General features: G+C 65.1%; 20 protein-coding genes and 1 tRNA gene. 9 read left to right on the forward strand and 12 right to left on the reverse strand.

Annotated features, from left to right (window positions below):
- Nucleotides 1–28: 28 nt before the first annotated feature.
- From ACFQXB_RS01010 to rsfS, 5 genes are all read right to left on the reverse strand, one after another.
- A complete protein-coding gene (locus tag ACFQXB_RS01010) occupies nt 29–1,378 on the reverse strand; it encodes a S41 family peptidase (RefSeq protein WP_377397761.1) in 1,350 nt (449 codons plus the stop codon).
- 6 nt (nt 1,379–1,384) lie between these two features.
- On the reverse strand, nt 1,385–2,530 hold the full coding sequence (locus tag ACFQXB_RS01015; RefSeq protein ID WP_377399120.1) for a murein hydrolase activator EnvC family protein: 1,146 nt from the start codon (nt 2,528–2,530) through the stop codon (nt 1,385–1,387).
- Nucleotides 2,527–4,047 (reverse strand): 2,3-bisphosphoglycerate-independent phosphoglycerate mutase, encoded by a 1,521-nt coding sequence (gene gpmI, locus ACFQXB_RS01020; protein WP_377397764.1) that lies wholly within the window; start codon nt 4,045–4,047, stop codon nt 2,527–2,529. Before gpmI ends, ACFQXB_RS01015 begins: the two co-directional genes overlap by 4 nt.
- A 64-nt stretch (nt 4,048–4,111) precedes the next feature.
- A complete protein-coding gene (gene rlmH, locus ACFQXB_RS01025; protein WP_377397767.1) occupies nt 4,112–4,582 on the reverse strand; it encodes a 23S rRNA (pseudouridine(1915)-N(3))-methyltransferase RlmH in 471 nt (156 codons plus the stop codon).
- A 6-nt stretch (nt 4,583–4,588) separates the two neighbouring features.
- Nucleotides 4,589–4,945, reverse strand: coding sequence for a ribosome silencing factor (gene rsfS, locus ACFQXB_RS01030; RefSeq protein WP_377397770.1), 357 nt, complete (start codon nt 4,943–4,945; stop codon nt 4,589–4,591).
- Nucleotides 4,946–5,327: 382 nt separating this feature from the next.
- On the opposite strand from rsfS, the gene leuC reads away from it, so the two are divergent.
- The 4 genes from leuC (at nt 5,328) to leuB (ending at nt 9,645) form a co-directional block, all read left to right on the forward strand.
- A complete protein-coding gene (gene leuC / locus ACFQXB_RS01035) occupies nt 5,328–6,746 on the forward strand; it encodes a 3-isopropylmalate dehydratase large subunit (protein WP_377397773.1) in 1,419 nt (472 codons plus the stop codon).
- A gap of 10 nt (nt 6,747–6,756) precedes the next feature.
- Nucleotides 6,757–7,362, forward strand: coding sequence for a 3-isopropylmalate dehydratase small subunit (gene leuD / locus ACFQXB_RS01040; RefSeq protein ID WP_377397776.1), 606 nt, complete (start codon nt 6,757–6,759; stop codon nt 7,360–7,362).
- Nucleotides 7,363–7,464: 102 nt separating this feature from the next.
- On the forward strand, nt 7,465–8,484 hold the full coding sequence (locus tag ACFQXB_RS01045; protein WP_377397779.1) for an endonuclease/exonuclease/phosphatase family protein: 1,020 nt from the start codon (nt 7,465–7,467) through the stop codon (nt 8,482–8,484).
- Nucleotides 8,485–8,538: 54 nt separating this feature from the next.
- Nucleotides 8,539–9,645, forward strand: a complete 1,107-nt coding sequence (gene leuB, locus ACFQXB_RS01050; RefSeq protein ID WP_377397782.1) for a 3-isopropylmalate dehydrogenase — start codon at nt 8,539–8,541, stop codon at nt 9,643–9,645.
- Nucleotides 9,646–9,652: 7 nt separating this feature from the next.
- On the opposite strand, the gene ACFQXB_RS01055 is transcribed toward leuB, so the two are convergent.
- Nucleotides 9,653–11,257: a Na/Pi cotransporter family protein gene (locus ACFQXB_RS01055; protein ID WP_377397785.1), complete on the reverse strand. Its 1,605-nt coding sequence runs from the start codon at nt 11,255–11,257 to the stop codon at nt 9,653–9,655.
- Nucleotides 11,258–11,377: 120 nt separating this feature from the next.
- On the opposite strand from ACFQXB_RS01055, the gene ACFQXB_RS01060 reads away from it, so the two are divergent.
- The 5 genes from ACFQXB_RS01060 (at nt 11,378) to ACFQXB_RS01080 (ending at nt 16,415) form a co-directional block, all read left to right on the forward strand.
- Complete coding sequence (locus ACFQXB_RS01060) at nt 11,378–12,331, forward strand: DMT family transporter (RefSeq protein WP_377397788.1); 954 nt, start codon at nt 11,378–11,380, stop codon at nt 12,329–12,331.
- 44 nt (nt 12,332–12,375) lie between these two features.
- Nucleotides 12,376–12,452: transfer RNA gene (locus ACFQXB_RS01065), tRNA-Pro, on the forward strand.
- A gap of 774 nt (nt 12,453–13,226) precedes the next feature.
- Nucleotides 13,227–13,688: a hypothetical protein gene (locus tag ACFQXB_RS01070; RefSeq protein WP_377397791.1), complete on the forward strand. Its 462-nt coding sequence runs from the start codon at nt 13,227–13,229 to the stop codon at nt 13,686–13,688.
- Nucleotides 13,689–13,791: 103 nt separating this feature from the next.
- Nucleotides 13,792–15,054, forward strand: coding sequence for a ribulose-bisphosphate carboxylase large subunit family protein (locus tag ACFQXB_RS01075; protein WP_377397794.1), 1,263 nt, complete (start codon nt 13,792–13,794; stop codon nt 15,052–15,054).
- Nucleotides 15,051–16,415 carry a four-carbon acid sugar kinase family protein gene (locus ACFQXB_RS01080; RefSeq protein ID WP_377397797.1) on the forward strand — a complete coding sequence of 455 codons (1,365 nt, stop codon included), beginning with the start codon at nt 15,051–15,053 and terminating at the stop codon, nt 16,413–16,415. The genes ACFQXB_RS01075 and ACFQXB_RS01080 overlap by 4 nt, the downstream gene beginning before the upstream one ends.
- 52 nt (nt 16,416–16,467) lie before the next feature.
- On the opposite strand, the gene nanR is transcribed toward ACFQXB_RS01080, so the two are convergent.
- The 6 genes from nanR to ACFQXB_RS01110 all read right to left on the reverse strand — a co-directional run bounded on the left by nanR (nt 16,468) and on the right by ACFQXB_RS01110 (nt 23,017).
- Nucleotides 16,468–17,205 carry a transcriptional regulator NanR gene (nanR, locus tag ACFQXB_RS01085; RefSeq protein WP_377397800.1) on the reverse strand — a complete coding sequence of 246 codons (738 nt, stop codon included), beginning with the start codon at nt 17,203–17,205 and terminating at the stop codon, nt 16,468–16,470.
- Nucleotides 17,206–17,311: 106 nt separating this feature from the next.
- Nucleotides 17,312–18,373, reverse strand: coding sequence for an ABC transporter permease (locus tag ACFQXB_RS01090; RefSeq protein ID WP_377397803.1), 1,062 nt, complete (start codon nt 18,371–18,373; stop codon nt 17,312–17,314).
- On the reverse strand, nt 18,370–19,884 hold the full coding sequence (locus ACFQXB_RS01095; RefSeq protein ID WP_377397807.1) for a sugar ABC transporter ATP-binding protein: 1,515 nt from the start codon (nt 19,882–19,884) through the stop codon (nt 18,370–18,372). Before ACFQXB_RS01095 ends, ACFQXB_RS01090 begins: the two co-directional genes overlap by 4 nt.
- Nucleotides 19,881–21,005: an ABC transporter permease gene (locus tag ACFQXB_RS01100; protein ID WP_377397810.1), complete on the reverse strand. Its 1,125-nt coding sequence runs from the start codon at nt 21,003–21,005 to the stop codon at nt 19,881–19,883. The genes ACFQXB_RS01095 and ACFQXB_RS01100 overlap by 4 nt, the downstream gene beginning before the upstream one ends.
- A gap of 116 nt (nt 21,006–21,121) precedes the next feature.
- Nucleotides 21,122–22,126, reverse strand: a complete 1,005-nt coding sequence (locus ACFQXB_RS01105) for a sugar ABC transporter substrate-binding protein (RefSeq protein ID WP_377397813.1) — start codon at nt 22,124–22,126, stop codon at nt 21,122–21,124.
- A gap of 42 nt (nt 22,127–22,168) precedes the next feature.
- Entirely contained in the window at nt 22,169–23,017 is an 849-nt protein-coding gene (locus tag ACFQXB_RS01110; RefSeq protein WP_377397816.1) for a phosphogluconate dehydrogenase C-terminal domain-containing protein, read from the reverse strand.

Genomic DNA, 23,017 nt, shown 5'->3' on the forward strand with positions numbered 1-23,017 from the left:
GCCGCGTCGCGTGGCCCCGGCGCCAGGATCAATCCTGCGTCGCGCGCACCGAGGGAGAGAGCGCCGACATGCCTTTCAGGATATCGATCGCATAGGCTAGCTGGTAGTCCTCTTCGCGCAGCCGTGCCGCTTCTTCGGCCCGGCGCTGTTCGGCCTCCATCTGTTCGCGCTCGGCATCGCTCATGCTGTCATTGAGAAGCGAATTGCGCAGATCGGCCTCGCTGCGGCTGTGCAGGGGATTGGTCTCCTCGTCCTCCGAGGCCGGGCGGCGCGGCGGTTGCTGCACAAGGATATCCGGCGCCACGCCCAGCGCCTGGATCGATCTCCCGGACGGGGTGTAATAGCGCGAGGTCGTCAGGCGCATCGCCCCGTCGCCGCGCAGCGGAACGACTGTCTGGACCGATCCTTTGCCGAAGCTCTTGGTGCCGACCACGATCGCGCGGCGGTGATCCTGCAAGGCGCCAGCGACGATTTCCGACGCCGATGCCGAGCCGCCATTGATCAGGACCACGATCGGCTTGCCCTCGGTCAGATCCCCTTCCGTGGCGTTGAACCGTTCGCCGGCTTCGGCATCACGGCCCCGGGTCGAAACGATTTCGCCCTTGTCGAGGAAAGCATCGGTCACGCGGATCGCCTGGTTCAGCAGGCCGCCCGGGTTGTTGCGCAGGTCAAGCACGATGCCGTTCACGCGATCAAGCCCGCCGGCTTCCTCGATGCTCTGGCGCAGGCCTTCCTCGAGATTGGCATAGGTCTGGTCGTTGAAGGTCGTGACACGCAATACGACCGTGTCACCTTCAAGCCGGGTCCGCACCGCCGTCAGCTTGATCGTGTCGCGGATGATCGACAGGTCGAACGGCTCTGCCCGGCCTTCACGCACCACGGTGATGATGATTTCCGATCCGACCGGCCCCCGCATCATCTGGACGGCCTGGTCCAGCGTGAGGCCCAGCACCGATTCGCCGTCCACATGGGTGATGAAGTCACCGGCCTCGACGCCGGCGATGTCGGCAGGCGTTCCGTCGATCGGTGAAACGACCTTGACGAAGCCCTCTTCCTGCGTGACCTCGATCCCCAGGCCGCCAAACTCGCCCCGGGTTTGCACCCGCATGTCGGAAAAATCCTCGGGCGGCAGATAGCCGGAATGGGGATCAAGCGAGGTCAGCATGCCGTTGATCGCCGCTTCGATCAGATCGGCCGGATCAACCTCCTCGACATACTGGTTGCGGATCCGCTCAAAAATGTCGCCGAACAGATCAAGCTGCTGATAGACCGAGGCATTGCGGCTCGCCTCTTGCGCGAGAAGCGGCCCGGCGACCTGCGTGGTCAGTACCGCCCCGATCATCGTGCCGCCCAATGCGGCCATCACGAATTTTCTCATGCCGTCCTATTCCTCTGTCTGTGCGAACCATTCGGCCGGGTCGGTAGGCCGGTTCAACCGCCGGATTTCCAGGTAAAGCGTCTCGGTCTGGCCGCCTCCGGCCCCGTCGCGCGCCAGCGCCAGAAACTCGGCTGCGAATTCCTCGGCCCCTGCCGCGCCCCCGGGCATGAGGCCAAGCGGGCTGCCTTCCGGGATGACTTGCCCCACCGCACCATAAAGCACCTCCATCCCCGCGAGCACCATGAGATAACCGCCTTCCGGCTCAAGGATCATCACATTTCCGTAGTCGAGCAGCGGCCCCATGTAGCGGATGGTGGCGGGCGCGGGCGCGGTGACAAGAGCATTGGCGCGCGTCGCCAGCAACAGGCCCGGGCGGCGCACGCCGGCGGCATCCGCTTCGTTGAACTGCCGCAGGATCGTGCCCTGCACCGGCAGACGCAGCCCCCCTTGTCGGTCGCTGAAGTCCTGCGCCACCTCGTCGGGTCCGATCTGCGTGTCGGACAGAAGGTCGGCAAAGCTGTCGAGCGTGTCGATGGTTTCCACGATGCTGCGCAATTCGTCCGGGCGTTCCGCAAATTTCTGCGGCAGGTCGCGGCGTTCGGCAATGGCCTGCGACAGCTGGGCGCGTGCCTCTTGCGCGGCCTGCAACCCCTCTTCAAGCGTCTGCGCCGCATTCTGCTGAAGCTGGCGAAGGGTCGCGATTTCAGTCAGGTCGCGGCGCAGGATCTCGGCCTCGGCGTGCAGGGCGGGCGTCACTTCGCTCAGGATCATCCCCGACCGGGCCGTGCCGACGGGGCCGGTGGGATGCAGAAGCAGCATCGGCCCCGCTGCGTTTTCCATCGCCGTCATCACGCCGACAAGGCGCGCCACCTGGTCGCGCCGCGCATCCCACTGGCGGCGGATGGCCTCTTCGCGGATCGCGGCGCGGCGCAGCCCTTCGCGCAGGGCAACCAGCCCGTCCTCATAGGCCTGGATCGTGCGGGTCAGCGCCGTCACCCGGTCGCGCGCGGCAGAGGCTTCGCGCAGGGCGGCAGTCGCCTCGCTCAGGTTGCGCGCAGCCAGGCGCGCGGCTTCTCCGGCGTCGCCCTCTGCGCGCGCCGGGCCTGCAAGGGCAAGCAGGGTCGCCGTGGCAAGGATCAGGTTGCGCATCAGCAAATCAGGCTTTCGCCGGTCATTTCATCGGGCTTCGGCAATCCCATGAGCTGCAGAAGCGTAGGCGCAATATCGGCAAGGCGCCCGTCGCGAAGCTGCGCACCTTCCGGCCCGCCGATCAGCGCGACGGGAACCGGATTGGTGGTATGGGCCGTATGCGGCCCGCCGGTTTCGGGGTCGATCATCAGTTCGCAGTTGCCGTGGTCGGCGGTCAGGATCATCGCGCCCCCGGCAGCCGCAAGCGCAGGAAGAACGCGCGCAAGCCCACGGTCCACAGCCTCGCAGGCGGCAATTGCGGCCGGAAGCGAGCCGGTGTGCCCCACCATGTCGGGGTTGGCATAATTCACCACGATCAGATCGTAGCCCGCGCCGATCGCAGCCACCAGACGCTCGGTCACCTCGCCGGCCGACATCTCGGGTTGAAGGTCGTAGGTGGCCACCTTGGGGCTGAGCGGCATGAACCGGTCCTCGCCCGCTTCGGGCGCCTCGCGGCCACCGTTGAGGAAGAACGTCACATGCGGGTATTTCTCGGTCTCGGCAATGCGGAACTGGCGCAGCCCGTGCGACGCGACCCATTCGCCAAGCGTGTTGACCAGCACCCGTTTGGGAAACGCGGTGGTCATGAAGCCGTTGTGCGCCTCGGAATATTCCACCATCCCCAGAAGGGCGGCCCAACGGGGGCGGGGGCCGGTTTCGAACGCGGAGAACCCCGGTGCGCCGATTGCCGACAGGATCTCGCGCGCGCGATCGGCCCGGAAATTCAGGCAGAAGAAGCCGTCCCCATCGGCAGCGCCGGTATAATTGCCGATCAGCGTGGGCAGAATGAACTCGTCGCTTTCGCCGCGGGCATAGGCGGCCTGAACGGCCGCTTGCGCATCGGCGGCGTGATGGGGTGCCTGACCGCGGATCATGGCGGCATAGGCAGCCCCCACACGTTCCCAGCGATTGTCGCGGTCCATGGCATAGTAGCGCCCCGTCACTGTGGCGATCACAGCGCCAGCAGGAAGCGACGGCGCGAACTGCGCGACGAAATCGCCCGCGGAAACGGGGGCGACATCGCGCCCGTCGGTGATCGCATGGATCGCCACCGGCACGCCGGCCGCGGTGATTGCCCGCGCGGCGGCAAGAAGATGCGTCATATGTCCGTGCACGCCGCCGTCGGACACCACGCCCATCAGATGCGCGGTGCCGCCGCTTTGCCGAAGCGCTGCGATGAAGGCCAGAAGCGCCTCGTTCCGGGCAAAGCTGCCGTCCTCGACCGCAAGATCGATCTGTCCGAGATCCATCGCGACAACGCGGCCGGCCCCGATGTTGGTATGGCCGACTTCGGAATTCCCCATCTGGCCACTGGGCAGTCCCACGTCCGGGCCGTGGGTGATCAGTTGCGCATGGGGGCAGGTGGCCATGATGTGGTCAAAGGTCGGAGTCCGGGCCTGGGCCGGGGCGCTGACCTCCGGGTTCCGGCCGATCCCCCAGCCGTCAAGGATGCAGAGCACGACAGGTTTGGGGTGGGTCATCATGGCCTCCGGGCGTTCCGATGCTGTGGCCCCGTTCTAAGGGGCCTGTTCGGGAAGGGCAACATCACGCGCGGTGGTAGGGCGCCCCCGCAAGGATCGAGGCGGCGCGGTAAAGCTGTTCGGCCAGCATGACCCGCACCAGCATATGCGGCCAGACCATGCGTCCGAGCGACAGGCTCGCATCCGCCTGCGCCCGCAAGGCAGGCGCGATCCCGTCCGCGCCGCCGATCACGAAGGCAGCGTCCATCCGCCCCTGATCGCGCCAATCGGCCAGCATCTGCGCGAATTCGGGCGAGGTCAGGTTGCGACCGCGTTCGTCCAGGGTGCAGACAAGCGCCCCCTCGGGCAGTGCGCGGGCCAGAAGGGCCGCTTCGGCCGCCATGCCGCCGCCCTTCCTGTCCTCGACCTCGTGCATCTGCACGGGCCCAAGCGACAGGGGGCGCCCGCTTCGATCAAAGCGTGTGAGATAATCATCGACAAGCGCGCGTTCAGGGCCGCTGCGAAGGCGCCCGACCGCGCAGATATGTATGCGCATCCGGCCTCAGGAACGGGCTGCCTGCGTCGGCATCCACATCTTCTCAAGCTGGTAGAATTCGCGCACTTCGGGGCGGAACACATGGACGATGACGTCACCCGTGTCGATCAGCACCCAATCGCCGGTTTCCTTGCCCTCGATCCGGCTGGTACGGCCAAGATCCTGCTTCAGCCGGTCCACAAGCTTTTCGGCGATGGCTGCGACCTGGCGCGACGACCGGCCCGAGCAGATCACCATGTGATCGGCCATTTCCGAACGGCCGCGCAGGCTGATCGTCACGACGTCCTCGGCCTTGTCGTCGTCAAGCGAGGCAAGAATGTGCCGCAGAAGTTCGTCTCCGGAGACATCGGATGGCGCAGTCATCTGCGCCTCGGGTGCGGCCGTGCTGCTGGCCGCGTTCTGCATGTAAGACAGGACATTGTCCTCCTGGGTTGCGCGCCGACTGGCCGCGGCGCAGGCATGGCTTCAATGTAGCATCGGGAGGTTAAAATCTCAATGATCCCGCCCGTGGCTTTTGCAAGGGCATCGGCACGCCGCAGGGCATATTGCCAGAGGCAGGATTCGGGCGTAGAAAGCCTGCATGACACGTTTCTTCGACATGGATGACCGTGCGCGCCTGCCCTGGCGCTTTTATGGCGAGTCGCTCTCCATTCTCGCGCGACTTACGCGCGGCTGATGCCGCGACCCGTGCCGCATTCCGGCACGCCCTGTTCTCAGAGCCAAACCTCATAGACGAGAGAGAGCCATGACTGCTCCGCGCACGCTTTACGACAAGATCTGGGACGACCATGTTGTCGACCGTTCCGAAGACGGCACCTGCCTGCTGTATATCGACCGCCATCTGGTGCACGAAGTGACCAGCCCGCAGGCCTTCGAAGGTCTGCGCATGGCCGGCCGCAAGGTCCGTGCCCCGGAAAAGACCATCGCCGTGCCCGACCACAACGTGCCCACCACCTGGGACCGTGAAAAAGGCATCGATAACGAGGAAAGCCGTATCCAGGTCGATGCGCTGGACAGGAATGCCCGCGACTTTGGCATCAACTATTATCCGGTGTCCGACATCCGCCAGGGCATCGTGCATATCGTCGGCCCGGAACAGGGCTGGACGCTGCCGGGCATGACCGTCGTCTGCGGTGACAGCCACACTGCGACCCACGGCGCCTTCGGGGCGCTGGCGCATGGCATCGGCACCTCCGAGGTGGAACATGTTCTGGCCACCCAGACGCTGATCCAGAAGAAGTCGAAGAACATGAAGGTCGAGATCACGGGCAAGCTTCTGCCCGGCGTCACGGCCAAGGACATCACCCTTGCCGTCATCGGCAAGACCGGCACCGCAGGCGGCACCGGCTATGTCATCGAATATTGCGGCGAGGCGATCCGCGACCTGTCGATGGAAGGCCGCATGACCGTCTGCAACATGGCGATCGAAGGCGGCGCCCGCGCTGGTCTGATCGCGCCCGACGAAAAGACCTTCGAATACGTCAAGGGCCGCCCGCATGCGCCGAAAGGCGCGGCCTGGGAGGCGGCGCTTGCCTACTGGAAGACGCTTTTCACCGATGAAGGCGCGCAGTTCGACAAGGTGGTGACCATCCGCGGCGAGGATATCGCGCCGGTCGTGACCTGGGGCACCAGCCCCGAGGACGTGCTGCCGATCACCGATGTGGTTCCCGCGCCCGAATCCTTTGCCGGGGGCAAGGTCGAGGCCGCGCGCCGCAGCCTCGACTACATGGGTCTGACCCCGGGCATGAAGCTGACCGACATCAAGGTCGATGCGGTCTTCATCGGGTCCTGCACCAACGGCCGGATCGAGGATCTGCGTGCTGCTGCCGAAGTCCTGAAGGGCAAGAAGCTCGCTCCTGGGGTCCGGGGCATGGTTGTGCCGGGGTCGGGCCTTGTGCGCCTGCAGGCCGAGGAAGAGGGGCTGGCCGATATCTTCAAGGAGGCCGGGTTCGAATGGCGCCTTGCCGGCTGTTCGATGTGCCTGGGCATGAACCCCGACCAGCTTGCACCGGGTGAGCGCTGTGCTGCCACCTCGAACCGGAACTTCGAGGGGCGCATGGGGCGTGGCGGACGCACCCATCTGATGAGCCCGGTCATGGCCGCAGCCGCGGCGATCACCGGCCATCTGACCGACATACGCGACATCATGGCCGAGACGGTGTAAGGAGCGGATCATGGACAAGTTCACCACCCTTACCGGCGTTGCCGCGCCGATGCCGCTGGTCAATGTCGATACCGACATGATCATCCCCAAGCAGTTCCTGAAGACGATCAAGCGCACCGGTCTTGGCGCGAATCTTTTTGACGAGATGCGCTTTGACCAGGAGGGCAACGAGATCCCTGATTTCGTCCTGAACCAGCCCGCCTACCGGAACGCAGAAATCCTTGTGGCCGGCGAGAATTTCGGCTGCGGGTCGAGCCGCGAACATGCGCCCTGGGCGCTTCTGGATTTCGGCATCCGCTGCGTGATCGCGCCGAGCTTTGCCGACATCTTCTTCAACAACTGCTTCAAGAACGGCATTCTGCCGATCGTGCTGCCGCAGGATCAGGTGGATGTGCTGATGGAGGACGCGAAGAAGGGTGCCAATGCCCGGATGACCGTCGATCTTGAAGCGCAGGTGGTCACCACCAGCGACGGCCAATCCTTCCCGTTCGAAGTGGACGCCTTCAAGAAGCACTGCCTGCTGAACGGGCTGGATGATATCGGCCTGACGCTTGAAAAAGCCGCTGCGATCGACAGCTTCGAGGCGAAGGCCGGAACACTTCGTCCCTGGGTCTGAGGCGCACCGGATCTGCGGGGCCGCCCGGCACGGTGGCCCCGCAGCATGTCTTAAGCATCTGTTAACCTTGCTGCAGCACCCTGCCGAAAACCGGAGGGGGTGATGCGAAGCGTCTTTGTCACGGGTCTGATGCTGTGGCTTCTGGTCGGTCCCGCTCTGGCCGATCCTCTGCGCGTAGCCACCTACAATGCCGCCCTGACGCGGCGTGGTCCGGGCCTTCTGCTGCAGGATATCCTGAAGGGCGAGGATCAGGTGCAGGCCGCTGTGGCGATGATCGTGGCGGCGCGGCCTGACATCCTGCTTCTGAACAAGTTCGACTACGATTTCGGTGGCGCCGCGCTTGATGCCTTCGCGGAATCCCTGGGCGCTGCGGGGCTGGAATATCCGCATCGCTTCGCGGCCCGGCCCAACACAGGCTGGGCGACGGGCCTGGATCTTGATGGTGACGGCAGGCTGGGAACGGCCGATGATGCCCAGGGATATGGACGCTTCGCGGGCGCGGGCGGCATGGCGATCCTCTCGCGCCATCCGCTGGGCGAGGTGCGGGATTTCTCCGGATTTCTCTGGCGCGATCTTCCGGGGGCGCTGCTGCCACAGGTCGATGGCGCGCCCTTTCCATCCGCCGCCGTGTTCGAGGAACAGCGCCTCGCCTCGGTCGCGGCCTGGGAGGTGGCGGTTCTGGCGCCAACGGGGCGGCTTGGCCTGCTGGCGTTCCACGCCGGTCCGCCGGTCTTTGGCGGCCCGCATGACCGCAATCTGCGCCGCAACCATGACGAGGTTTCGTTCTGGCGTGCGCTTCTGGATGGCGAGCTGCCATTGGCTCCGCCTGAGCCTCCGTTCGTGCTGCTGGGCGGGGCGAACCTTGATCCCGAGCGGGGCGACGGCATGGGGCAGGCAATTCGTGCCCTGCTGGCGCATCCGCAGTTGCACGATCCCCTTCCCGGCAGCGACAGCGTGCGCTGGGAACGGCTCGGGCCGATGCGCGTCGATTATGTGCTGCCCTCCTGGCCAGCAGAGGGGGCGGGTCTGCTCTGGCCCGAGGATGCGCTGGGGCCCGAACGGGAGGCTCTGGCCTCGGCCCATGCCCTTGTCTGGGTGGATCTGCGTCTGCCCGCGCCTTGACCCATTGGGGCCAAGGCGTTACGCCAAGGCACCCCCATTGCAAGGACGCAAATGATGAGCAACCCCTCTCTCCTAATCCTGCCCGGTGACGGGATCGGCCCCGAAGTCATGGCCGAGGTGCGCCGGATCATCGACTGGTTCGGGACCCGCCGGGGCATCGTCTTTGACGTGAGCGAGGATCTTGTCGGCGGCGCGGCCTATGACGTGCACGGAACCCCCCTTCACGACGACACGATGACCAAGGCACAGGAGGTCGATGCCGTTCTGCTGGGTGCGGTCGGTGGCCCGAAATACGATGTGCTCGATTTCAGCGTGAAGCCGGAACGCGGCCTTCTGCGTCTGCGCAAGGAGATGGACCTTTACGCCAACCTCCGCCCCGCGCAGTGCTTCGACGCCTTGGCCGACTTCTCGTCCCTGAAGAAGGACGTGGTCGCGGGCCTTGATATCATGATCGTGCGCGAACTGACCTCGGGTGTCTATTTCGGCGAGCCGCGCGGGATCTTCACCGAGGGCAACGAACGGGTCGGCATCAACACCCAGCGCTATACCGAATCCGAGATCGCGCGCGTCGCCCGGTCTGCCTTTGAGCTGGCCCGCCGGCGCGGCAACAAGGTCTGCTCGATGGAGAAGGCCAATGTGATGGAATCCGGCATCCTGTGGCGCGAAGTGGTGCAGAAGGTCCGGGACGAGGAATATCCGGATGTGGACCTGAGCCACATGTATGCGGATGCCGGTGCCATGCAGCTGACCCGCTGGCCCAAGCAGTTCGACGTGATCGTGACCGACAACCTGTTCGGCGACCTGCTGTCCGATCTCGCCGCGATGCTGACCGGGAGCCTGGGGATGCTGCCCTCGGCGAGCCTTGGCGCCCCGATGGCCAACGGCCGGCCCAAGGCGCTTTATGAGCCCGTGCACGGATCGGCCCCCGATATCGCAGGCCAGGGCAAGGCGAACCCGATCGCCTGCATCCTCAGCTTCGCCATGGCGCTCCGCTACAGCTTTGATCTGGGCGCCGAAGCCGACCGTCTGGAAGCCGCCGTGCAGAAGGTTCTTGCCGAGGGCGTGCGCACCGCCGACCTCATGCAGGCCGAGGGGGGCAGCCCGGTCAGCACCACCGAAATGGGCGATGCCATTCTGGGTGCCCTTGAGGCAAGCCTGTAAGCACGCTTTACGCCCCGCCTGATCTGCCGGGCGGGGCAGCAGGCGCTGGCGGCCTTGCTGCAACGGGCAGGGCTGCAGCACCATGATGCAGGATCCGCTCCGAATGGGTGGTGCAGCGCCGCAACCATCTGATCGCATCGGTCGCGGCGAACACTTCGGCCAAGGGGCGGTTAAGGACCTGTTCGGGCGCCAGAGCGCGGCTGCGCAGGCGTTCCTCGCGCCGTGACAGCCGCGCTTCCAGCCGAAGAAGCCGGGCATCCGTGCCGGGCTCAGCGCTGCGAAGCATCAGCGCCGCCAGAACCCGGGCATAGCGCGTCAGATAGGGCAGGCGGGTGGCGGTCTGGATGCGGTTTTCCTGCCACGCTCGATGGGTGAGCCGTTGCAGATGGTCGATCTGGTGCAGGAGGGCCGCGTAGCGCAGCAACAACGCCTCCTGGCCCTGCGGAACCTCGATTCTCGTCACGAAGGCATGAAGTGCCAGCAGCGCGGCCTCGGCCTCTTCACGGGCCGCTGGCAGGCGCGCGAAAGAGGGTTGCGGACCCAGCGACGCGGCAAGTGCCGCGAAGAGGTTGCGCGCCACCTCGGCGGCAAAACCGGCAGCGGCATCCAGCGCGGCAGCGGGATCGCTCAGAAGCTGGGGGTGCAACACGTCCGCGGCATTTCCGCCCGGTCCCGGCACGAGGCGCTCGACGGCCCGCGCGAAGCGATGGGTGAAAGGCAGAAAGACGGCCGTGCCGATCAGGTTGAAGGTGGTGTGAAAGCCGATCAGCGCCAGCATCGCATCGCCGCGGAACAGCCCGTCACGCAGCAACGGCCCGACGAAAGGCAGGATCAGCAGCGCGAGTGCGCCGGTGCCGATCATGTAGATGATGTTGGCCACGGCCGTCTGCCGCATCGCCGCCGTCCCCCCCGCCGAGGCAAGAAGCGCCGTCACTGTCGTTCCCACATGCATGCCCACGACCATCGTGGCCGCCTGGCCGAACGAAACTGTCCCTGCCCCCAGCAGCACAAGCGCCGTCGCAACACCGGCGCTGGAGCTTTGGGTAACCAACGTGATCGCGATGCCGATCAGCACCAGCCAGAAACGGCCCATCCCGTGTTCTGATGGGAAGTCTGCCGGGCTGAGCGCATCCTCGAACTCGGCCATGCCCTGCTGCATGAAATCGAGCCCGATGAAGACCAGTGCAAGCCCCGCAAGGATCCTGCCACTGCGCGCGGCGGTTCCCCGGCCCAGCACCGCGATCAGGCTGGCCAGGAACAGGACCGGCAGCGCGATCTGCCCCAGCTTGAGCTTGAAGCCGATCACCACCACCACCCAGCCTGTCATCGTCGTGCCGATATGGGCGCCATAGAGAACGCCAAGCGCCTGCGGGAAGGTGATCAGCCCAGCGCCGACGAAGCCGATCGTCATGACGGTTGTCGCGCTAGAGGACTGGACGACCGATGTGGCGATGGCGCCGGTCGCCACGCCCGCAAGCGGCGTCCGGGTGAAACGGGCCAGCAGGGCGCGGCTTTTCTGGCCGGTGCTTTGCTTGAGCGCTTCGGTCAGCGTCTGCATTCCGAACAGGAACAGGCCGATGCCGCCCAGCAGGGTAAGGATGTCGCTTGTCATGGGGCGGACGATTTCAGAGCGCCGCCCTTCTGGCAAGCTTTTGAGAGCAAAGGACTCAGCCAAGGATTGAGCCGGCCTGCAAAGGCTCTAATTTGATCGCCGCAGGACCTGAGGGATGCCATGGCCAACAACAATATCCGCGCGGCGCTCATGGCGCTTTTGTCTTTTGCGATCTACGCAACCCACGACGTGATCGTGAAATACCTTGGTGCGCAGTATTCCCCGGTCCAGATCGTGTTTCTCAGCGTGCTTCTGGGCTTTCCCTTCGTGACCATGATGCTGATCGGCGACCGGTCGGAAGGCAATCTGCGCCCGCGCCATCCCGGCTGGACCGCATTGCGGACTCTGGCGATCGTCGTCACGGCCGTCTCGGCCTTTCATGCCTTTTCGGCGCTGCCGCTGGCCCAGACCTACGCGATCCTGTTTGCAACGCCGCTGCTGATCACCCTGCTGTCGATCCCGATCCTCGGCGAGACCGTGCGGCTGCGGCGCGGGCTGGCTGTCGTTGTGGGGCTGATCGGCGTGATCGTGGTTTTGCGGCCCGGACAGACCGACCTCGGCCTTGGCCACCTTTCCGCGCTCGCGGCGGCAGTCGGGGGCGCGCTGAACGGGATCATCGTGCGCAAGATCGGCAATGCCGAAAGAAGCGTCGTTCTTCTGCTGTTTCCGATGCTGGCAAACTTCGTGATCATGGGTGCAATCTTGCCCTTCACCTATCAGCCGATGCCGCTTGTGGACTTCGTGGCCGTCGGCGTCATCGCTCTGCTGTCGTTTCTGGCCATGCTCTGCATGATCATCGCCTATCGGACGGGCGTGGCAGTTGTCGTCGCGCCGATGCAGTATTCGCAGATTCTTTGGGCGGCGCTGTTCGGTTATCTGTTCTTTGACGAATCCCCCGATCTGGTGACGGCGGTCGGTGCCGCGATCATCATCGGCAGCGGGCTTTACATACTGTTCCGCGAGGATAATGCCGCCTCGGCGGGCAATCAGCCGGTGCTCAAGTCGCACGGGCGGCCCGATACGGGAACGCAGCCGCGGTTCATGCCCTTGCCGCGGCGCAGGACGCCGGAATGAGGCTTGCAAATCCCCGCGGCCTTCTGTAGTTCCGCCTCATCGGTCGGAGTGTAGCGCAGCCTGGTAGCGCACCTGCTTCGGGAGCAGGGGGTCGGAGGTTCGAATCCTCTCACTCCGACCAGATCTCCTGCGCTAGCGCCAGATCGCACCGCATTTTCTGGCCCGCGATTGCCTTTGGGCGCAAACTCCGCTCCCAGCCACTGCATTTAAGCAACCTGATCGCTGGCGCATGAATTGGCGGAGTGTCCGGTATGTCAGCGCATGCCCCGGGGCCGGTTGAGCTTCAATCCGTAGATGGTTTTCGCGAACGGATGTCTGCTGAGGGCAAGGTTCTGGAAGCTGTCTGCAGAGGCACGAACGGCCACTTCGGGCGTCGGCAAGCGCGGTGCGGGCGGCAAGAGCGAACCTTTCTGACAGAAGAGGCAATCCCAACGTCGCAAGGGGATCTAGTTCCTGTGTTTTGTTTGAAACTTCGGATTTGAAGGCGCGGCCATGTAATCATTGTCATTTGGGGGTCTGCCACGACAGCCCTCCTTGGCATTCACGACGGGAACGGGTGGCCTGGGAAAAGGTGCTCCGTCACCAGCATGAGCACCGGGATCTGCGCGTCCGGGTCGGTGTGGAAGGTCGTCACGTCGGCCGTCGGAGCTGCAGACGGCCGCACACGGCGCTGAGGTTCTGGGCCGCACGTTTGTCCGACCGGAGCAGGCGCCCTCGGGCGAGCCAACCCCGCGGCTTTCGACCTCTCCCGACACATGAGCTGGTCGACGGAACGCACGGCAGGTCGGTATCCGTCCGCTTCATAAAGTATGACGGGCAGAATTGGCGAGAAAGATCGCTTTGAGCGCTGCCATGGGAAATGCCTTTGCGAAGTGGATCATTCGGACGCCGCTTGATGGACCGGCTTCCGCCGGGCGTCGAACCTGAAGCACGCTGGCAGGTGACATACGATCCGTATGTCACAGGGCTTTGCGGTATCCGGAGGCGGAACGGCAAGACGAACACGCGCCGAAATGATGATCGAGACGCGGCGCAAGCTGCTCGCATCGGCCCCCGCGGCCTTTGCCGAAAAGGGGTTTCTGGCACCTCAATGGATAGCGTGACGGCGAAGATCGGCCTGATGCGCGGCGTGCTTTATCACCGTTTCGGCCACAAGAAGGGCCATTGGGGCTGTCATCGATCAAACCGGCGCGCACCACCGATCCGGGGCTTGCACGCCTCGCGCCTGGCCCTGTCGTCGCAGGATGACCTCTTCGTCAGTCGGATCACGATCAGCGCGGATCATCGGACGGTCATCCGCCGAGGGGTGATGTTCTCTCTCGAGTGCGGCCCCCGGGCATCATCGTCAAGCCCGTAAGCCCTGCACGGCTGCGGGTGTGACCGCTCCTGTCAGCACCGGCGGGGGCTTGAGCGGCATCCTCGGTTGGTATAATGAGTATGCCAATGACACCGAGGGCAGCATGAACCAACGATTCGAGGCGGATTATCTGATCGAGACGGCGCTGGATCCTCGACGCGCCGCCGAAACCATGGCGGGCGAACAATCCTCGGGAACCTTCCTGCGGCTTGCCGGCGAAACGGATGCGCTCAAATTGCGGGCCGCTGCGCGCGTCGAATCGCTGGAAGAGCTCGAGGCCCGTCCGGCCCCCTCGCTTCCGGGTGCAGCCGGGGATTGTGGGCAGGGCTGGCGGCGCGCCCGGGTGACACTGTCCTGGCCACTGGACACGATCGGCCCGTCGCTCCCCAACCTCATGTCCACCGTGGCGGGCAACCTTTTCGAGCTTCACGCCTTTTCCGGGTTGCGCCTGACCGATATTCGCCTGCCACCCGCCTTCGCTGCCGCGGGGCCGGGGCCACGATTTGGCATCGAAGGGACGCGGCGCCTTGCCGGCGTAGGTGCGGGGCCGCTGATCGGAACCATCGTCAAGCCCAGCGTCGGACTCTCACCCGCCGCGACAGCGGATCTCGTGGCGACGCTCGCGGGTGCGGGGATCGACTTCATCAAGGATGACGAACTGCAATCTGACGGGCCGGCCTGCCCCTTCGAGGACCGCGCGCGCGCCGTGATGCGGGTGATCAACGATCATTCTGACAAGACGGGCAAGAAGGTCATGTTCGCCTTCAATCTTACCGGGGAGGTGGACGAGATGCGCCGGCGCCACGATCTGATCCGCGATCTGGGCGGCACCTGTGTCATGGTCAACCTGAACTCGGTCGGCGTGTCCGGATTTCTGGCCCTTTCGCGTCACGCCGAACTTCCCATCCATGCGCATCGCAATGGCTGGGGTTACCTGTCGCGTCATCCCGCGTTGGGGTGGTCCTATACCGCGTGGTCAAAGATCTGGCGGCTGGCAGGGGCTGATCACATGCATGTCAACGGGCTGGCCAACAAGTTCTGCGAGGAAGATGACAGCGTGATCCGGTCGGCCCGGGCACAGCTGACGCCGTTGTGGTCCGATAATCCCTGTATCGCGATGCCGGTTTTCTCCTCGGCTCAGACGGTGCTGCAACCACCCGAGACCTTCCGACAACTCGGCTCGGCCGATCTCATTTATGCTGCCGGCGGTGGCATCCTGGGGCACCCCGACGGGCCGGCAGCGGGTGTGGAAAGTCTGCGCGCCGCATGGGCGGCTGCCATGGCCGGCGCTGACCTTGACGACTGGGCCAGATCACATCCTCCGCTTGCCCGGGCGCTGGCGCAGGCGCGGGGAATTACCTCGTGACCTTGCCCGACGGCCTGCTGCTTGCCGCTTATGGCGATGACTTCACCGGCTCGGCTGCGGTGATGGAGGTCATGGCCTTCGCCGGGCTTCACGCGGCGCTGTTCCTTGACCTGCCAACACCACAGCAACTGGCGCGATTTCCGAAGCTGCGCGCGCTGATCGTGGCCGGAACCGCTCGGTCGCACGGACCCGAGTGGATGGAGGCGCATCTGCCGCGCCTTTTTGAAGGGCTTTCCCGCACCGGGGCGCCCCTCGTGCATTACAAGGTCTGCTCGACCCTCGATTCGGCTCCGCATATCGGCTCGATCGGGCGGGCGGTGGAACTGGCGCTGTCCGTCTTTGCCGCACCTGCGGTCCCGGTACTTCTGGCCGCCCCCGCCATCCGTCGCTATCAGTGCTTCGGGCAGCTTTTCGCGGCCGCGCCGGGCGGCGTATTTCGGCTGGACCGCCATCCTGTAATGGCCTGCCACCCGGTTACCCCGATGGATGAAGCTGAGGTCGCTCGTCATCTTGCGTGCCAGACAACGTTGCCCATCGGATTGATCGACCTGGAGACGATGCAGGATCCACAGCGGACAAGGACGCGGCTGGCAGAGCTTGGGGCCGCGGGGAATCGCATCATCTGCCTTGACACCCTGACCGACGATGACCTTGCCCTGTGCGGGGAGCTTCTGTGGGACAGACGCGGTCCGGGTGCGTTCTGCGTCGGGTCGCAGGGCGTGGAATATGCGTTGGTTGAACATTGGCGCAGGTCCGGGCTTCTTGCACCCGCCCCACACCCGCCGGGGATCGGACGAGCGCGGGGCATGATCGCGGTGTCGGGTTCGGTTTCTTCAGTGACTGCGGCGCAGATTGACTGGGCGCTTGCACAAGGGTTTCAGGGCCTCGCGCTTGAAGCCGGGGATCTTGTTGGCGACGACGAACGTTCACGCGCGGCCGAGGCGGCGGCAATGGCGGCCTGTCGCGCGGCGCTGTCAGAGGGGCGAGACCCGCTTGTCCACACGGCGCGTGGCCCCAACGATCCGGCAGTCGCGCGCCTTGCCGAGGCCCGCGCACGGGCGGGTATCGACGCAGAGGTTGCCAATACCCGGATCGGGGCTGCGCTAGGCCGGATTCTTGCGCGCGTGGTACAGGACACGGGGCTGCGCCGCGCGGTGATCTCGGGCGGCGATACTTCGGGGCATGCGACGCGTCAGCTTGGGATCTACGCCTTGACGGCGCTGGCGCCGACCATCCCCGGCGCGGCGATCCTCCGCGGCTGGAGCGAAGAACCCGCCTTCGACGGTCTGGAACTGGCGCTGAAGGGTGGTCAGATGGGGGGGGCGGATTATTTCGGACGCATCCGCGATGGGGGCGGCTGACCGCTGGTATTGTAACCGCCGGGTTCCCCCCGGAAGCTGGAGGGGCTGGCCCTCAGCCTGCGGTCGCCGCTCCCTGGCCCTGATGCTGCGCATACAGCTTGTTCGCGCGCAGGATGTGGTCTCGCATCGCGCGTTCGGCCGCATCGGCATCCGCTGCGGCAATTGCTTCAAGAATTTGCCCGTGCTCGCTCAGCGTCAGCTGTTCGGTGCCCGGAAGCCGGACAAGCTGCGAATAGAACTCGCCCAGCCAGCCAATCACCGCCTGGCTCAGATCCGGGAAGATCGAGTTGCCGGTAATCACGGCGATTTCGCGGTGAAACAGCATGTCATGGCGGAAAAACTGACCAAGATCGGCAAGCGAGGCGTGATGGTCCTCCAGCCGTCTCCGCAGCCGGGCGACGTCTTCAGGCGTGGCGCGTTGCGCTGCCAGCCGCACCATCTGCACCTCGAACAGCAATCGCGCCTCTTTCAGATCCCGCAGGCTTTCGGGAGAATTGCGCAGGATGCCGCTGGTCGTGAGCGCGATCGATTCGTAGAGGTTTGCAAAGCTGGGTTTCGCGACGCGGGCGCGTTCGCCATGGGCGATGCTGATCAGGCCAAGCTGGGCCATGTTCTGAAGCGCCTCACGCACCGCCGGACGCCCGACGCCATAGCGCTCCATCAGGTCGCGTTCCGAGGGCAGTTGGTCTCCGACGGCCAGCCCCTCGTCCCGCATCATGTCAAGAAGGCGGTCCATCACCTCCTGGTAAAGCTTGCGGCGCTGGATCGGCTCGGCTGCGGTCTGGCTCATCATTCCTGCCCCTGAAGGGTGCGTGGCGGCATCGCAAGGCCGCCTGACGGCCATCTGCGCCGCCGGGCGCTGGTCGCACGCGTGATAAAGAACGACGCCGGCCAGTTCAAGTTGAGCCATCGCGCGAAAGCACCTGAAGGGGCCGGATCGTGCGACGGCGGCGCATCGCCTGCCGGGCCTGGCGCAGCGAATCCACCAGCACCGCCAGAAAGATGATCCCGCCCTGAAGCAAGGGTTGCAGGTAGAGATTCACCCCCGTGAAGGCGAGCCCGGTGTTCACTGTCTGCATCAGCGTGGCCCCTACCACCGCGCCAAGGGCCGTTCCGACCCCGCCAAACAGGCTTGCCCCGCCAAGAACTGCCGCAGCGATGACATCGAACTCCCGCCCCTGGCCAAAGCCTGCATCGAGCCGCCCGATCTGGGCGATCAGGACGAAGCCCGCAAGCCCCGCCGCGGCACCCGAGATCACATAGGCAACCCCACGGATCCGGGCCACCGGTATCCCCGCCTTGACGGCACCGGCAGGATCATTGCCAACGGCATAGACCTGGCGGCCGAAGGTGGTTCGCGTCAGCACCAGATGCGCGGCCAGGGCCACAAGACCAAAGGCGATCACCGGCACCGGAATTCCCCCGATCGCCGCCAGGCCGAAGTCACGGATCGCGGGCGGAAAATCGAACTGCCGCGAACTGGTCAGAAAGGCTCCGAAGCCGCGAAAAGCGAAGAGCGTCGCCAGCGTGACAATGAAGGGAATGATCGATAGTCCGACGATGAAAATGGCATTGATCCCGCCAAGAACGGCCCCCGCCGCAACTGCGGCCGCCATGCCCCCCGCAACGCCGACGCCGGTGTCGCGCATCACGAAGCCCGCGATCAGTGGCGCAAGGTACATCACCGACCCAACCGACAGATCGATACCCGCGGTCAGAAGGACAAAGGTGATCCCGATTGCCGCGATCCCGATGAAGGCCGATTGCTTGACGATGTTGCCCAGGTTCTCCTGGCCCAGAAATGCCGGCGCCTGAAGGCCGAAGTACAGCAGCACCGCGGCGAAGATGATCACCGTCGCGCGCCGGAGTGCGAGATCAAGCGCACGGTCTGCCGGCGAGAGGCCCGATGGCAGGCCTGTCGGCTGCGCCGCGAAGGCGGGAAATACGCGCCCGGTCATGCCACCACCTCGCGGAAGGCTGCGGCCAGCAGCGCTTCGCGGTCAAACGCCGCGGTCTGGCCCGCACGGAGAAAGTCTGCGGTGATCTCGCCGCGGTTCATCACAAGAATACGGTCGCACATGCCTGTAAGCTCTTCCAGTTCCGATGAGATGAACAGAACCGCATTGCCGGCCGCTGCCAGCCGGTCAGCCAGCGCGTAAATCTCATATTTCGCGCCGACATCGACACCCCGCGTCGGCTCGTCCAGGATGAAAAGCCGCGGTGCCGCAGCGAGCCATTTTGCAATCACCACTTTCTGCTGATTGCCACCCGACAGCGCCCGCACCGGCAACCGTTCCAGGTCCGACACCCGGATCGACAGGTCGGCACGCGCGCGCTCCGCAGTGGCGCGCTCGGTCTCGCGGTCGAGGAAGCCGAACGGTCCCCGCCCCAGGCGACCCAAGGTCGCAAGGCTGATGTTTTCGGCCACCGGCGCCTCCATCAACAACCCTTCTTCCCGGCGGTTTTCGGTGACGAAGGCAATGCCATCGGCGATTCGCGCCACCGGCCCGCCGCGCGCGACGCGCCCGGCCACTGTCAGGGTGCCTTCGGCGGCGGGATCAAGCCCGAAAAAGATCCGCGCCACTTCGCTGCGCCCCGAGCCCATCAGCCCGAATAGCCCGAGCATTTCTCCGGCGCGGATCGAGAAGGTGATATCCTCCACCACCCCGGGCTGCGAGATACCCTGCGCGACGACAAGCACGTCCTCGCCGGGCGGGGCAGATCGCGGCGGAAAGAGGCTGGCCAGATCACGTCCGATCATCGAGCGGATCATCCGGCTGATACCGAAGTCCGTGGCCGCCCCTTCATCCACCAGCTGGCCATCACGCAGGACGGCGATCCGATCACAAAGCATGCGCACGTCCGAAAGGATATGCGAAATGTAGATCACCGTGCGCCCCTCGTTGCGCAGCTGCGCGATGACTTCGAAGAGGCGTGCGGTTTCGCGGGGGGTCAGCGATGTGGTCGGTTCGTCAAAGATGATGAGATCAGCCGACCGATGCAGCGCCTTCGCAATCTCGATCAACTGCCGTTCGCCGGGCGCAAGCTCCTCCACCAGCGTTTCGGGTGCGTGGCGTATCTCCAGCCGGTCCAGAAGTGCCTTCGTCTCCCGTGATGCAGTTCGCCGATCGGTCAGACCGAAGCGACGCGGAAACCCCGTGATGAAGATATTGTCGAGGATGGACAGGTTTGTGAACAGGTTGAGTTCCTGATGAATGAAGGCAATGCCGGCGCGGGTCGCATCAATGGGCCCCGCTGGCGCATAGGGCGCGCCTTTCAGGTGCATCGTTCCCCGAGACGGGGGAACCACCCCTCCGATCATGTTCATCAGCGTCGATTTGCCGGCGCCGTTCTCGCCGATCAGGCCCAAAACCTGTCCGCGCGGCACCGTCAGCGTCAGATCTCGCACGGCCGGCACGCCGAACCATTCCTTGGTGATGGAGTCAAGTTGCAGCAGTGCCTCGGTCATGTTCGTCCCCTCCTCAGCCGTTGCCGTGCCACGTCAAGGAAAGCCGCGGCCAGGATCACCCCGCCCTTCACCATGTCGATGTGGAAGGCGGACAGGTTCATGAGGTTCAGCGTGTTGCCCAGCAAGACGAAGAACAGCACCCCCCAGACCGTCCAGAGGATCTTGGCCTTGCCGCCGAAAAGGCTTGTGCCGCCGATCACCGTGGCGCCAATGACATCCAGCAGGAAGTTGCCACCGCCCAGCGTCGGCCGCCCCGTCTCGAGCCGCGCAGTGTAAAGCAGGCCCCCGATGGCTGCGCAGATCGCCGAGATCGCAAAGACAGCAATGATGACGCGCACGACGGGAACGCCCGATATTTCGGCTGTGCGCCGGTTCAGGCCGATCGCGAAGATCCGGCGCCCGAACACGGTATGGCTGAGCGCGACATGGGCGCAGAGCGCGACCAGGAGCGCGACGATCATTGGCCAGGTGATGAAGGCGTGAACTTCTCGCCGTGGCAGCTGCGGCGCATACTGATCGCCGAAATAAAGCGACACCAGCGTTCCCTTGCCAAGGGCGATGAAGTCCGAGGGCAGGCCGCGGATATTGTTCGACTGGGTCAGCCAGATCGCGAAGGCACCAAGGGCGATCAGGCCGACGAGAGTCACCATGAAGGCGGGCATTCTCAGTACCGCCACTGCAACGCCGTTCGCAAACCCGATCAGCGCGGCAACGGCAAGGACGATCGCGATGGCCATCCAGGTTCCGAAGGGCGCGGCGCCAAGGGGGCCACCGGCTTCGGTCAGCACCAGGCCCCAAACGGGTGTGTGCCCCAGAACCTGCGCGGGTGCCGACGTGGCGATCAGCATGGCAACAAGGATGCTGCACAATCCTGCGACCGCGCCCTGGCTCAGGTCGATCCCGGCGATGGTCAGCACGAAGGTCTGCCCGATCGCCACCACCAGAAGCGGCCACATGTTGGACAGCACATTCGACAGGTTCGCCGGCGTGGCAAGTGTGGGAAGGAACGGGATCAGCACCAACACATAGGCCAGAGACAGGTAAAGCACGAAGAAGTCTGACAAGAGAAGGGCACCGGCGCGCTCCCTCAGGCGCGTGGACAGGCGTCTCGACTCCGGCATGCCGTCATGCCGGGAATGCTGGGGGGGCATGCCGTCCCCGGCCGCGACCTGCGGGCGCTGGCGCGCGCCCTGCATCGCGGCCGGCCGGGGGGATGCCCCGGCCGGGTCAGGCGCGCTCATTTGTCCAGAAACCCCTCGGCCAGAAGCACACAGCCCCACATGTCCATCTCCCGCTCTGCCAGATTGTCGGCAGTCAAGGCAAAGCCCGGATCCTCGATCACCTGGTTCGGATCCGTGTCTCCGGCGTCGATCGCCGCAAGGATCGCCTCAAGCGCCGCCTCGGCCTCGAAATAGAGATCCTGCACACCCGTCGCATCGACATGTCCGTCCTTGATAAGCTGGCATGCGGTCGCGTCGCCGTCCAATCCGGCCATCCAGACATGCCCCGCCTCGCCGCGGGGTTTCCACAGACCGCGCGGTTCCAGCACCGAGCGGATGGTCGGAAACAGGAAGTCCGACGATGTGAACAGCAGATCGATCTGAGGATTGGCCGTTACTGCCGCCTCGAGGTTGGCCAGCGCCGTCGCAGCATCCCAGTTTGACGCCACCTCGATCACGTTGAAACGGTCGGCCTGCTTTCTGATGGCGGCGTGAAATCCGTCGCGGCGGCCCACCGCGTTCGGATCACCCAGATCGCCCACAACGATGATCGCGTTCAGGGTCTTGTCATCGGGGGCAGAGGCCAAGGCCTTTTCGACGATATGATCCACGGCCTGTTCGGCGATCGTTGCGTTGTCGGCGACAACAACGATGCCGCGCGACAGGTCCGACGGCGGGCGGTTGAACACAGCCACAGGCACGTCGTTTTCCTGCGCCGTGGCCACGATGGTCGTGGCGCTTTCACCGTCCTGCGGGATCAGGATGACTCCGTCCACACCCTGCGCGATGCAATCGTTGACCTGTTCGAACTGCCGGTTCGCATCCTCATTTGCATTGCGTTCAAGCACCGTATGGCCGGCCTCGGCCAGGGTGGTTGTAATGGCCATGTGACCGGCAACCCAGAACTCGGTCTCGAGATCCTGGAACGCCAGGCAGATGGTGGCTGCCTGGGTGGGCGCAGCAAGCCCACCCGCCAGCGAAAGCGCCGCAACTGCTGCAGCGGTGCGAATGGTGTGTTTCATGTGGTTTCCTCCCATATGGCTGACGATGTGTGATCCCGGGGCTCAGCCCTGGCCGTCGGGATGGCAGATGTCGCGCACCGATTGCAGGACCGCCTCGGGCGCAAACACACGTTCGAGCCAGCCCTCGCGAAAGATCTGCGGGCGGGCCCGGGCGATGGCATGCAGCGCCCCGTCGGAAAACTTGCCATCGGGGAAAATCCCGAAGGCGATGGCCAGTTCGATATTCAGATGTCCCAGCATGAAATCGTGGGCGGCCTGTTCCGGGACACCTCGGCGCACGGCCTCATCCGTCGCTTCGCGCAGCGCCAGCGCCAGTGTCGCGCCCACCGTTTCCGACAGCGCCGGCTCAAGCAGGGCAATTTGCTCGACCGTGCAGCGATGCGCGCGCATGACAGGCGCGTAGATCGTGCGGGCCACCTCCTCGCACAGGGAATAATGCTCCTCTGGCCCCTGCATCAGTGCGCAGACGATATGCTGCTTGGCCTCTACGCCACCGAAGAAGTCCAGCCGCGCCGTGCCGATTTCATCGTTGAAGATCGGCGGGTGACAGGGATGGGTCACGAAATAGGTGACATCTGCACGCGCCGGCATTTCGCCCGCATGGGGGGCGGCAGCGTCCAGAACGATCACCGCCGTGCCGGGATCAAGTCGGGGGACGATCTCATGTGCGACGGCACCAATGGCACGGTCGGGCACTGCGAGCACGACAACCTTGGCCCGTGACAGCGCCTGCCCCGGTTCAACGCATTCGAGCCCGGTCGCGGCCCGAAGCCGTGCCCGCCCCTCCTCGGCCAGTTCGACCGGTGCCACATCGAAGCGCGTGCCCTTCAGGTTCGTGGCCAGCCGGACACCCATCTTGCCCCCGGCACCCATCAGCGCGATCTTCGTCAT

The sequence above is a fragment of the Halodurantibacterium daqingense genome (genome assembly GCF_042666235.1).
Classification (GTDB): Bacteria; Pseudomonadota; Alphaproteobacteria; order Rhodobacterales; family Rhodobacteraceae; genus Halodurantibacterium; species Halodurantibacterium daqingensis.

Coding starts and splice junctions, on each gene's coding strand:
- ACFQXB_RS01075 (WP_377397794.1), top strand. CDS start 13,792: ATGAACCAACGATTCGAGGCGGATTATCTGATCGAGACGGCGCTGGAT.
- ACFQXB_RS01045 (WP_377397779.1), top strand. CDS start 7,465: ATGCGAAGCGTCTTTGTCACGGGTCTGATGCTGTGGCTTCTGGTCGGT.
- ACFQXB_RS01055 (WP_377397785.1), bottom strand. CDS start 11,257: ATGACAAGCGACATCCTTACCCTGCTGGGCGGCATCGGCCTGTTCCTG.
- leuC (WP_377397773.1), top strand. CDS start 5,328: ATGACTGCTCCGCGCACGCTTTACGACAAGATCTGGGACGACCATGTT.
- ACFQXB_RS01105 (WP_377397813.1), bottom strand. CDS start 22,126: ATGAAACACACCATTCGCACCGCTGCAGCAGTTGCGGCGCTTTCGCTG.
- ACFQXB_RS01100 (WP_377397810.1), bottom strand. CDS start 21,005: ATGCCGGAGTCGAGACGCCTGTCCACGCGCCTGAGGGAGCGCGCCGGT.
- nanR (WP_377397800.1), bottom strand. CDS start 17,205: ATGAGCCAGACCGCAGCCGAGCCGATCCAGCGCCGCAAGCTTTACCAG.
- rsfS (WP_377397770.1), bottom strand. CDS start 4,945: ATGACTGCGCCATCCGATGTCTCCGGAGACGAACTTCTGCGGCACATT.
- leuB (WP_377397782.1), top strand. CDS start 8,539: ATGAGCAACCCCTCTCTCCTAATCCTGCCCGGTGACGGGATCGGCCCC.
- ACFQXB_RS01060 (WP_377397788.1), top strand. CDS start 11,378: ATGGCCAACAACAATATCCGCGCGGCGCTCATGGCGCTTTTGTCTTTT.
- ACFQXB_RS01010 (WP_377397761.1), bottom strand. CDS start 1,378: ATGAGAAAATTCGTGATGGCCGCATTGGGCGGCACGATGATCGGGGCG.
- leuD (WP_377397776.1), top strand. CDS start 6,757: ATGGACAAGTTCACCACCCTTACCGGCGTTGCCGCGCCGATGCCGCTG.
- ACFQXB_RS01070 (WP_377397791.1), top strand. CDS start 13,227: ATGGACCGGCTTCCGCCGGGCGTCGAACCTGAAGCACGCTGGCAGGTG.
- ACFQXB_RS01090 (WP_377397803.1), bottom strand. CDS start 18,373: ATGACCGGGCGCGTATTTCCCGCCTTCGCGGCGCAGCCGACAGGCCTG.
- rlmH (WP_377397767.1), bottom strand. CDS start 4,582: ATGCGCATACATATCTGCGCGGTCGGGCGCCTTCGCAGCGGCCCTGAA.
- ACFQXB_RS01110 (WP_377397816.1), bottom strand. CDS start 23,017: ATGACGAAGATCGCGCTGATGGGTGCCGGGGGCAAGATGGGTGTCCGG.
- gpmI (WP_377397764.1), bottom strand. CDS start 4,047: ATGACCCACCCCAAACCTGTCGTGCTCTGCATCCTTGACGGCTGGGGG.
- ACFQXB_RS01095 (WP_377397807.1), bottom strand. CDS start 19,884: ATGACCGAGGCACTGCTGCAACTTGACTCCATCACCAAGGAATGGTTC.